General features: G+C 43.5%; 7 protein-coding genes. 2 read left to right on the top strand and 5 right to left on the bottom strand.

Translation table 11 applies throughout. The features are described 5' to 3' along the window. Positions 1 to 13: 13 nt before the first annotated feature. The 5 genes from LDX50_RS25400 to LDX50_RS25420 all read right to left on the bottom strand — a co-directional run bounded on the left by LDX50_RS25400 (position 14) and on the right by LDX50_RS25420 (position 10,105). Entirely contained in the window at positions 14 to 6,763 is a 6,750-nt protein-coding gene (locus LDX50_RS25400; protein WP_225699085.1) for a M64 family metallopeptidase, read from the bottom strand. Next, positions 6,760 to 7,293 carry a hypothetical protein gene (locus LDX50_RS25405; RefSeq protein WP_225699086.1) on the bottom strand — a complete coding sequence of 178 codons (534 nt, stop codon included), beginning with the start codon at positions 7,291 to 7,293 and terminating at the stop codon, positions 6,760 to 6,762. Before LDX50_RS25405 ends, LDX50_RS25400 begins: the two co-directional genes overlap by 4 nt. Positions 7,294 to 7,557: 264 nt before the next feature. Next, entirely contained in the window at positions 7,558 to 8,295 is a 738-nt protein-coding gene (locus LDX50_RS25410) for a ZIP family metal transporter (RefSeq protein ID WP_225699087.1), read from the bottom strand. A 47-nt stretch (positions 8,296 to 8,342) separates the two neighbouring features. Then, entirely contained in the window at positions 8,343 to 9,074 is a 732-nt protein-coding gene (locus LDX50_RS25415) for an SAM-dependent methyltransferase (protein WP_225699088.1), read from the bottom strand. A gap of 2 nt (positions 9,075 to 9,076) precedes the next feature. Continuing rightward, on the bottom strand, positions 9,077 to 10,105 hold the full coding sequence (locus LDX50_RS25420; protein WP_225699089.1) for an FAD:protein FMN transferase: 1,029 nt from the start codon (positions 10,103 to 10,105) through the stop codon (positions 9,077 to 9,079). Between the two features lie 84 nt (positions 10,106 to 10,189). Between LDX50_RS25420 and ruvB the strand changes: the two genes are divergently transcribed. Both ruvB and queG read left to right on the top strand, forming a co-directional pair. Then, positions 10,190 to 11,221, top strand: a complete 1,032-nt coding sequence (gene ruvB / locus LDX50_RS25425; RefSeq protein ID WP_225699090.1) for a Holliday junction branch migration DNA helicase RuvB — start codon at positions 10,190 to 10,192, stop codon at positions 11,219 to 11,221. A gap of 2 nt (positions 11,222 to 11,223) precedes the next feature. Continuing rightward, a complete protein-coding gene (queG, locus tag LDX50_RS25430) occupies positions 11,224 to 12,156 on the top strand; it encodes a tRNA epoxyqueuosine(34) reductase QueG (protein ID WP_225699091.1) in 933 nt (310 codons plus the stop codon). Positions 12,157 to 12,500 lie beyond the last annotated feature (344 nt).

Here is a 12,500-nt window from a genome sequence, read left to right on the forward strand (position 1 = left end):
AAAAATCGGGAGCCTAGTTTTTCAAAATTCGGTAACTGAAAATTTGTCCTTCGGAGTTAGTAGTCTTGATAATGTATATTCCATTTGATAATCCTGAAAGGTCCATACGAATTCGGTCCCCTTCATTATTAAAGTAAGTTGGATAACTCCTGCCAGTTACATCATATATATTAATTTGTTCAATTGAATCATCACCTTTAACGATCCAGAGATTGTCAACGGTTGGATTTGGAAATGCAGCAACAATGAATTGGTTCAATTCATTATTTTCCGATAACTGATTCGCAATCTCAATTGAAGTTCCAGCATATGGCTTGGCCGACAATAAAACAATGGAGCTATATGTATTTGCTATCAATCTCACATAACTATTGTTGTCCTTCTCTACTGCATCCTCCAGATATCCGGGATAATCATATCCGAATTCCTCTTCTGCAAATCTAAAATTATAGATTTTTATTAAGGTACCATCCGGATTAAACTCTGCAATGTCACCGCCAGGAGCAAACAACACGAAGCCCAAATCAAATTTTGAAAAATCAGAACTGCCTACTGCAGGTTGATATTCCTCCACCCTGTTTTCGAAAATGACACTGCCATTACCATTGTACTTTTGAATAAAAGCATCAATATATTCATCCGGATCTAAGGAATAGACAATTGAATAAACAAAAATACCATCAAGTGATTTGCCAATTCCATCCGCAAGTCTTAATATCGGTCTTTGCCATTTTACATTACCCTGGTAATCATATTTAATGAGATAATTTTCACTTTCTGACGGGCCCAATCGTCCCATCGCATAGAAACTATCCCAATATGTTTCAATGTGCCATTCGGAATAAGGTATAGATGTCAATTCATTACTCCATATTTCATTTCCCTCAAAATCAAGATGATACAGAATATTATCAGAGGAATAACGGTCACCAATATCAGTTACCTCCATCATTACAAGTCCATATGGAGAATCTTTTATACTCCTGACAGTATTATCCCTTGCATCACCGTAGCTTCGTTCAAATTCCAAATTTCCATTTTCATCAATTCCCAGGAGCCAGATATCATTCAAGCCTCTATTAGCTGAGGTTTTTACACCAATCTGGCCCGATTCTGTAGTGACACCAAAGTAATACCCATTTTTATGCGGGGTACCTACGATATTCCTGATTTGGCCATCAAGTTCAAATGTGCGGTCCCATAGAACTTCCCCCTCATTGGATGTCTTTATAAGCAAAATACCTGGAAAAACATCAGTCTTGTTTCGACCCTCCCCATCTTCAGTATAGCCAGCTACCAGGTTCCCACCATCCGGACTTTTAAGTACAATCACTTTCATATCTATGCTATAAAAAGAAATGGGAAATCGCGCTAATGGTAAAATCCAGTCATTAGGATTCACTTCCGGATATTCAGGAGCCTCTATATACCTGGTTTCAAACGTTTTCCAATCTTCTAATAAACCAGAACCAATTATCAGCCAGTTATCGGGGAATTTAATGACATATCCACCACTCAGCGTTTGTTCAAAATCGGTTTTCTCCTCCCATGTTTTATAACCGTAAGGACTTACATCAATTATCCACAAGTCACCGTTTGCCGTGTTAGCTGTATCACGATCCTTAGAAATACCAGATTTGGAAAAACCTGATAAAAAGAATCGACCATCATGAGATAAACCTGCATCCGCCAGAACGTCATCTCCCATTCCGCCAAAATTGCGATGCCAGTTCTTCTTTCCCCAACCATTCACACTGATGGCAGTATAATCCAGGTCACCATAGGAATTCCGATGGGTTCCTGCCAGAATCAGGTCATTGTCACGTTCAACAATGATGAACCGGCCCATGGCATTATTCACATCAAGCTTGGCAGAATTACGCCGCCAGCCGTATTGATTATACCTGAAGAAATCCAGCGAATCCTGATTTAATCCGATGAAAACAATATCTCCGGAAGATATGAGTTTCATATCGGTAAGTTCCTGATTACCAGGCTCCCTCCAGGTTCGGTCCCAAAGCATATTACCATAAACGTCTGTACGGATAAGCCAGTAATCATCTTCATCCGATTGTTGAGACTTGGTTGTTGAACGGGGCGAATCAGAGGTTGCACCGATTATTAATCCGCCGTCTGAATTTTCATCAATATAGCCACCCGTTTCAGTACCAGTGCCACCGAAGGTGCGATCCCATAGCTTTTTGCCGACGCCATCGAGCGCAACAACCCAGATGTCGGACATTCCCATAAGATTCTCAGTTTTATCTGCAGACCTGTTGGAGAAAGAATACCCGCCGGCAATGACAGTACCGTTTTTTAATTCCTCAATGGAGACCAGTATATCATCCTGACTACCACCCAGGGTCCTCTCCCATTGGAGGTTATTATCCTTATCATATTTAAGAATCCAGTAGTCCAGTCCGCCCTTGTTGCTTTCCGTTTTTATCGCATTCCTGGGCGACGACGAAACACCGGCAAGAATATACCCACCATCCGTTGTTACGGTTGTCGCTGTGATGCTGTCATAACTGTTTTTCTGAATCTGCTCCTTAAATTTGAGAATCCATAAGTCACTTTCACCAAAAAACAAATTCTGTTTTACTCCTGTGGAGTTTATTACTGCATTAGATGTTCCACCGAAATAAATGGATTCACCGTCGGTTGTTAAGTGAAGATCTGCATCAGGCACTGTTCCTTTTACGCCTGATTTCCATAATAAATTAAAACTTCTGTCAAGACGTACTAAGCCGACGTCTTCACTATTCCTGTAATTAATCGTAGTGTTCAATGCGGCATAATAACCACCATCCGGCAGACGAATAATATCTTCCAAATAATCAAATCCCTCCACATAACGCTCATTCTTTATGGTACCATCCGGATACAGATCATAGGACATAAGCAATGGAACAGGAATATAATTATCTTCATTTTCGTCCTTTGCATCAATCTGGCTGAAGCACTGAATGAATCCCCGGTCATCTGGGATCATTTTAATTAAATCATCCCCATACCCATAGCAACTATCCCAGGTTCTATGTGCGTATTCAATGGCTTTATCCCATAATATTTCACCGGAGGTATTCAGTTTCAACGTCCAGGTTTCACCCACTGCACAATGATAGGTTTCAGTTTTTTCCCCACCCGGAAATGAATTGCTGGTTCCGCCGACATATATAAAACCATTTTCATCCTGCACCAGTTGCTTCAGTTTTTCCCTGGCAAATCCACCAATCGTACGTTCCCAAACAAGTTCACCGTTAGGGTCTATTTTTATCACCCAGTAATCGGAGGAATATCCTTTGTCGTCCCAGGATCGAGAATTTTCTGATTTATCTCCTGAAGCATCCGATTCACTTGATCCACCAATCAGATAATTGCCATCCTGTAATTCGATTACCGAGGTAAGGACATCAAACCGATTTCCTCCAAAGGTTTTATCCCAAAGTACATTTCCATCGGGATCAATCATGATCAGCCAATAGTCAAAAAATCCTCTTGAGTTTTCTGATTTATCGCCCGATATTTCAGATCGGCTGGATCCACCTAACAAAATATTTCCTTCTGAGGTAACGATCGCTGTTGAAAGGTGATCATTATGATTTCCTCCGTATATTTTTTGCCACAATTTCTGGCCACTGGCATCCGTTTTAATCAGCCAGTAATCCTGTAAACCTTTGGGATTGGTCTCTTTGCTTCCACTGATGAAGGATTTGGAATAACCGGCAAAATACACAGAGCCATCAGGGTGCAGCAACGTGGTTGAAAAATAATCCGCTGAGGTGCCACCAAATATCCATTCATCCTCAACATCAATAAATGCAGCGTCAGGCTGCAGGACAGATACACTTTCATCGGACATTTCTACCAGCCATATATCATTGCCCCCGATAGAAGGAAGCGATTTTGCAGAGCCAATGCCTGACCTGGACGTACCGCCTGCCAGAAGATGATCCGGCCCAACAGATACCAACGCCGACAGGTAATCCTGATCATTTCCGCCAATTGTACGATCCCAGGTTTTATCCAATTGTTCGCTCAGGGATATAATCCAGAAATCATTCTTACCCGCATTATCCTCCGATTTATCATTTCCATGATCAGAACCTGTGTAACCTCCCAGGTAAACCATCAGACCATTGTCATCCCCCCAGGTAGCCAGGTCCTGAACTACATCATCGCCAGTTGTACCAAATGTTGCCTCTTTGATGATATCACCTCCATGATCGAGATGTACTACCCAATAATCAAAGCCACCGATCAGTGGACTGCTTTTCCAATCGTTCGAAGGCGATTTTGAACTGGCGCCCACAAGATAGCCACCATCCGGGTGCGGTTTCACATATCCACCAATTTCCATTTGATCACCACCCATGGTACGCTCCCAGTTAATCACTCCCTCCGATGTTAGCGATATTACCCAAACATCACCAAGTGAATAACCTGGCCTGTCCAACCCCCTGCCTGAAGTTGATATGCCTGAAACAATCAGGTCACCGGATGGACCTTTACAAATTCCGCCCACTCTTTCGTCTTTCGAACCGCCATATGCATGATCAGCAAGTAACGATCCATCATTCGATATCCGTAGTACCCAATAATCCCACGCACCGTTTGATTTTGCTGTTTTATCACCGTAAACACCTGAATATGTACTTCCGGCTAATGTAATTACACCATCATTCCTGCAGGAAATATAATTTTCCAGATCGTCACCCTGACCGCCAAAAGTTCGTTCCCAGCGAAGGCCCCCGTCGATATCCAAACGCAAAACCCAGAAATCGCTGTTTCCCCTGCTTGGCTCGGATTTATCACCTGAAATACCTGAGTTGGAGTAGCCTGTAACCACATATCCGTCGCCAGGAATTTCTTCCAGGTCAGTAAGAATGTCTGTTTTATCACCGCCATATAAATATTCCCAAATGATCTCCTTATCTGCATTCAGTTTTGCCACCCAATAGTCAGAACTTCCATTATGCTCAACATTGGTAAAACTAGATCCTACCAAAAACCCGCCAGATTGCAATGGGATGATCGTTATAAGAGAATCTGATTTAGGAGTACCGAATTGCCAGTCTCTTACCATTTTTGGACCTGGCAGGCTATCGGTAACGAGTCGGAAATAGATTGAATCTGTCTGAAGAGAATTTCCGGTTTGTAAAGTAATATAGCTGCTGGTTACACAATCAGGGACCACAAATTCAAGCTCCACACTGCTTGAATTAATTACGGGATAGAGGCATGGATCATCTCTAATGAGATTACGTTCATTTTGAAGATTGAAGTTTGTGCCAAAGAGACGTATGGTATCACCTGAATAACCAGACGACGGTTCCATATCAAGAATTGTGGGATAAGTAGTAAACGTAACATCGGTAGAATCTGAACTTCCTGCTACCGCCACTACAACTTTACCTTCCAGGTATAAAGAAGGAATTTTTGCCGAAATCTGAGTCAGGCTGGAACTCAAAACCTGAATTTCATACCCGTCAATGGAGACTTTGTTTAATTCAGGGGTCGGAGAAAATAAATTACCCTCAATTATGAGTGTATCCCCCGCCGTACCTGAAACCCTATTGATTGCCGCTATTTCGGGTTTAAATATTGGTGTGAGAAGTTTTCCCTGCACAGTCCATGTATTAGATTCCTTTATCTGAATTTTCCGTACAAACGAAGTGGTATCAATTACTTCCAAAGTCACTGTAAAGAATTCATTGGAGGATGTATCCACCTCAATAGTCAGCTCTTCCGTAAATTTTCTAATTGGTATATCTTCAATCAACCAGTTATAGCGATAGGTTGGTTCTGTTTTTTCAATCAATTCCGCACTAAATGATAGTGTCCCGCGTGAATTGATCTGGAGTTCAGCCGCATCCGGAATCTTTGAAACAAATGGTGATACGTAATTGTAAAAATTGATGACAAACGATTCCTCACAAACATCACAAAAGGGGTAACTAAGACTTCTCATGGTACAATTCAAAGCAGGTCTGTACCACCCGGTAGGCCTGTAGGAAGCGCCTTCAAAAAGACCGATCACATTGCTGTAGGCACTTGTTTCCGGGGTAGGTATGGGTGTAGAATCCTTTATCCAGCTATTCCATTTAATAAATTCCCGACGGGTTTCACTGGTTGTATTTGCTCGCTCCCATCCAGAACTGCTGGTACCGCCATAATCATATTCATCACCCAGTCTGCCCAGCGAATGCCCCAATTCATGAATCGCAATCATGGGTGCAGATGGATGCATGGTGAATGCGGCAACAGAACCACTGGCCGCTCCACCATAGAAAGTGGAATTTACCATAACCAGGATGTTGTCATATCCAGGGTAATGGCTGTTCAGTACATTGTAAATGGCACTGTAATTCGTAGGTAAAACCGCCCGGTGTGTTCTTCCCCGATCAAATGAGCTTCCAAAATAATTATTCACCGTTTTTACCGGATGGAACGTGGCAGGTGGTTCATCGATGGCAGTCCCCGGGTGACTGGCTCCCGACTCGGGTGAAATAACTTTGATCAGAACAATATTCAGGAAATTTTTATAGTCATTAAAAACCGGGGTAGATAACAGGCGGTCTTTTACTCTGTTCGCATCTGTTTCCATTTTATCCAGTTCATCGACTGTATACCCGTCGCCAAGAATTACTATATCAATCCTCTCATCAGCAGGCCCCGATTGATGGATTGGGACAACATCAAATATTTGCGAAAAGGATGTGAAGGGAAAGAGAAAAAAAAGAATGATTATTAAATTTCTCATGACCGTGTGATTTGGGTCGCGAAAATAAGTGCCTGTTCCCCGGCGGAACCCTGGCGATATAATTTTATTAGCTGGATTTCGGGATCAAAATTGATCCGAACGTAAAAGTCAACCCGTTTCTCCTCGATGATGACTCCTTCAACTTCACCGGACTGTGTGAAGGTCTCTATCTCTTGCCGTGTCGGATCCCTTACAAGCAAACTTTTTACAACGCTTCCTGAGTAATTCAGAAATTGAATGCGGATATCCCCCTTTTCTAAATCCTGAATTTCATTTCTTTCTACAATCCTGCCACTGGAAAATTCCTTCATTATTATGAATACGGAATCCCCATTACTCCTTTCAATGAGTGTAAAACCCAGTAATAAAATCGACTGACTCGTTATGGGGGATTCATAAACAGTGTAGGATGATACTCCGGCAGCTGGTTGTGAGGGCGGCTTGGTTGCACAGGCCATGGTAATACCCAGAAAACATCCGATTAGTATGATGCTTTTAAAAATTCTACTATACCATCCAATGGTACCCATCGCTCAAATATTTCATTGATCTGCACCTTCAAAAAAATTTCGGAAAAACAGTTTAACCAAAGAAAGGACTCCCCACAGACACTATATAAATTTACAAATATCTGAGCCAAAGCCCAATACCTATAATCAGGTATTTTGGGGATCTCATAAAAAGAAACAGGGCCGCAAGCGGCCCTGTCATTCATGAACTATTGACACCTTATTGTCGATGCATGCAAGATAGAGAGAGAATATTTGCCAGACCATACCTATTTTTGGGTATTTTTAAAATATTTCAAGCAGAACAGCCAGCCCTGCGCCCAAAATAGCAACCCCCCACTTTTGATAATTCAGCTTATGCTGTTCATTGCTCTCAAAAACAATGGTTGTGGATATGTGCAGAAAATTGCCTGAGACAATGGCAAATAGAATGGAAAACGAAGCCGCAGAAACGAATTGACTGTTTACAGCCAGCTGACTAAGCAACATACCGGCAGGAGATGCCAGCGCAAAAATGAGTAAATAGGCAAATGCGCGTCCTTTGCTGTTATTCTGACAGAGAATTACTGACATCAGGGCAAAGGCTGCCGGAATCTTATGTAAAATGATCCCCCAGAGCAGTGGGCCTGTCTCATTTATCTGATGAATGTCGGAAGGGTGAGAGAGCAACGCTCCTTCCAGAAAAGCGTGTACAGATAATGCAATGAGCAGAACAAGTCCGGATAAACCGGAATGACTATGACCTTCATGCTCATGCAGATGCCCGTGTTCAACACCCTGCGTATAGGACTCAAGCCATTGCTGAAGGAAAAACCCAAGCAGGACGTATACACCGATCAGGCCAGGATTCACCGATTGAATGAATAATTCCGGAAGTATGTGAACTATGGTTATTCCAAATAAGTACGCCCCGCTGAAAATAAGCGCCAAATGATAGTATCGTGAGGAAAGACGTGTAGTGAAGAATGCAAGACTTCCCCCGATAACACTGAAGATCACAAGTATGAGAAAATTGAAAAGCATGATATTCTGCGGCCTAAGATACAACAATGTTGCATTAACCTGGGGAATTATTTTTTACAATAGAGAATCAATCGTTCAGATATTTCCGGATCAAAGGCCCCAAGACCATAATTGCCCCATTTTTCAATAACTCGCATACCAGACCGGGATATCAGCGATTCCAGCTCGTTTTCAGTAAATGCACGCACGCGTTCCTTGAAATGGCGCCTGCCTTCTGTGGTCTCAAAACGTATATCCTTTTCAATAAACCTTCCATCGTCCCGACGCTCCAAATCAAATTTAACCTCCCCGATGGTAAGGGTATTATGCTTCACAAGATGCTTCTTTACAAACCGGGCATTCATAAAGTCAAGAATGAAACACCCTCCCGGAACCAGTCCGTCGGCAATATTCTCCAGTGCCCGCAGGTGTTCATCATCGGTTTCAAAATATCCAAAACTCGTAAACAGGTTCATGATCAGGTTAAATTTTCCCGGAAGAGGCCGTCGCATATCATGGGTATCAAAATGAAGCCGGCTGTTCTCAAATTCCCTGGCAATAGCGATACTTTGTGGAGAAAGATCCAGTCCGGTGACATTAAAACCCTTTTTATTCAGATAAATGGCATGACGTCCTCTGCCGCATGCCAGGTCGAGGATATGATCTGAGGTAGTTACCTGAACATGGGACACCAGTGCATCAATAAAACTCCTCGCATCGGCATCATCCCGCTGGAAATAAAGCATGTAATAATAAGGCGAGTCAAACCATTCACTAAACCATTCTGAATGCGCTGTCATGGTTACTGTCCGCTCATTTTAACATTTAACCCCACGGTACCATATGTCGATAATTCTCCGGAAGGTGTCGAAAAAATCAGAAATGCCCCGATTTCCGGATGCTCATTCAGGTATTTGATAGCTTTTTCATGGCCCATAACCATAAATGCAGTTGCCAATGCATCTGCCTCCATACAGGTTTGGGCTGTTACCGACGCGCTCAGCAATGGGTGAACTACAGGATAACCTGAAGAAGGATCAATGGTATGCGAAAATTTTCTCCCATCCACGACACGATAGTTAAAATAATTTCCGGAAGTGGCTATCGCCCGGTTTTCCAATTCAATTACCGCAAATTGCCGGACCGATCCTTCAGTTGAATTCGGATCAATGATTCCAATGCGCCAGGGCATATCATTTTCTATATTACTTCCCACAACCCTTACCTCTCCGCCAATCTCTACAAAGCAGTTGTTAATACCCTGATCGATAAGGAAGTCCACGACGACATCTACCCCGTAGCCTTTCGCAGATGCTGAAAAATCGAGTTGTACCCTGCGATCGGATTTCGCTACCTGATTCTTGTCATATGATATCCGTTCAAACCCAATGAATGTCTTTATTGAATCGATGGCTGAACTGTCCGGGAATTGCTGTTCCCCCGGCCCGAATCCCCAAATATTTACAAGCGGCATCACGGTGGGGTCATAGGCGCCATTCGTTTCATTATAAATGCGATCGCTAAGTTCCAGAACCGGGAAGAAATATTCTGATTTAAAATTCCAAACGGAGTCCAGGTTAAATTGGGATATCTCTGAATCAGGGATGTAGGTATTGAGCGACTGGTTAAAGGCAATCAGAATCGAATCCACTTCTGTTTTAAAATTCCTTTCCTTTTCATCATAATATTTTACGCTATACCGGATGGGCCCCATGGTAGTTCCCGTAAAGGTCACAAGCACAGGTTCTCCTGAATTTCGCCACAGATACACGATCACCACAGCACCAACCAGAATCAGTGTATAAAGAATGTTTTTAAACCGCAGGTCCATTTCCGTTAAATTTCGGCGCCAAATTAATTAATTTGATCCGCTAATGACTAATTTAGAGATCAATTATTCCCAAGTGGCTGTATCATGAGAGAAGATTACCTGCGTGCAGATGAAGACGGGTTAAAACCTGAAGAAAAGGAAATTGAGCGTGCCTTGCGCCCCCTCTCATTTGCCGATTTTACCGGCCAGCACAAAGTGGTGGAAAACGTTAAGGTGTTTGTGCAAGCTGCGCGCAATCGCGGTGAAGCACTCGACCATGTGCTGTTGCACGGACCTCCCGGATTAGGTAAAACAACACTTTCTCATATCATAGCTCATGAACTTGAGACCAGTATCAAGATCTCATCCGGGCCGGTTCTGGATAAACCCGGAGACCTGGCAGGCCTTTTAACGAACCTTGAAGAGCGGGATGTCCTGTTTATCGATGAAATACACAGACTGAATCCTGTAGTGGAGGAGTATTTATACGCCGCGATGGAAGACTACAGAATCGACATCATGCTGGACTCAGGGCCGAATGCACGAAGTGTACAAATTGCATTGGCACCCTTTACGCTCATTGGCGCAACCACCCGAGCAGGGTTGCTTACCTCGCCGCTCAGGGCCCGTTTTGGGATTAATGCCCGGCTTGAATATTATGACACAGGGCTGCTTACTTCGATCGTTAAACGTTCCTGCAGCATTTTGGGTACACCGGTAGACGAGGAAGCTGCTGTAGAGATAGCACGAAGAAGCCGTGGAACTCCCCGGATTGCGAATAACCTGCTTCGAAGAACCCGCGATTTTGCTGAAATAAAGGGTGACGGAACCATAACACTGGAAATCGCAAAAATTGCGCTTAATGCACTGGATGTCGACAGCCATGGCCTGGATGACATGGATAACCGCATTCTTTCCACCATCATTCAAAAATTCAAGGGGGGGCCGGTTGGCATAAGTACAATTGCCACTGCTTGCGGGGAGGAAGCTGAGACGATCGAAGAGGTTTATGAGCCATTCCTGATCCAGGAAGGATATATTAAACGTACATCCCGTGGGCGGGAAGCTACGGAGCGAGCCTATAAACATCTCAAAATAGTCCCTCCACAGCAATCGGGAAGCTTGTTTGAATCCTGAAAATGAGCAGCACAGCACCGGATCACCACCATCGCATAATCAAGGAAATTTCTAAAGAACTTGGTTTTATGCACTGCGGTGTATCCAAGGCTGAATTTCTGGAAGATGAGGCCCCCCGGCTGGAAAAGTGGCTTTCAGAAAAACATCATGGCACCATGTCATGGATGGAAAATCATTTTGACAAACGGCTTGACCCGCGTCTGCTTGTAAGCGGTGCAAAAACGGTGATAAGTTTATTGTACAACTATACTCCATCAGAGCCTCTGCCCGACAATTCTTTTAAGATTTCGAAATATGCCTATGGTGAAGATTACCACTTTGTCATAAAGGATAAGCTAAAGGACTTTCTTGGCTTGCTCCGGGAAAAAATCGGTGATATTGATGGAAGGATATTTGTAGACAGTGCCCCGGTCCTTGAACGGGCATGGGCCCGTCGAAGCGGAACCGGTTGGATCGGCAAGCACTCTTTGCTTCTGAACCGTCACCACGGCAGTTATTTTTTCCTGGCAGAATTGATCATTGACCTGGAGGTTACACCGGATACGCCGACAGGCGATTATTGTGGAACCTGCACAGCATGCATCGATGCATGTCCGACAGATGCCATCACAGAGCCTTATGTAGTCGACAGCAACCGCTGCATTTCCTACCTGACGATTGAACTTCGGGATGCAATTTCCCCGGAATTCCGTGACACCATGAATGACTGGATGTTCGGATGTGACATATGCCAGGATGTTTGTCCGTGGAACCGTTTTGCAACGCCCCATAATGAACCCGCATTCCGCCCAAGCCCGGAATTACTTGATATGACCCGGAACGACTGGATTGAACTTTCTGAAGAAACCTTTCGAAGGTTATTCAGGAAATCGGCCGTTAAACGAACAAAATTCAATGGGCTGAAGCGTACGATTACCTTCCTTTCTGAAAAATAAAAACAGGATTTACAGACCTCACATTTACGGCCGCTGGTATCCTATGCGACCACCCGCTTCGCAGGGGTCGTTCTTATCTGAAATGTTGGTGCTCACCTATGTGACCACCCGTTACACGGGGGTCAGGCTGTCTGACATTCTTCATTTGACATAAATAACTGCATTGGCCCTAAGCAGTAAAGGATATCCTGTTACAAAACAGATGACCCATGCGTAAGCGTGGGTCAAATATGTGAGATCAGGATCAATTAAAAAAACGACCCCTGCGAAGCGGGTGGTCGTATATGTGAGATCAGGATCAATTAAAAAAACGACCCCTGCGAAGCGGGTGGTCGTATATGTGA

This window comes from Fulvivirga sedimenti (assembly GCF_020328055.1).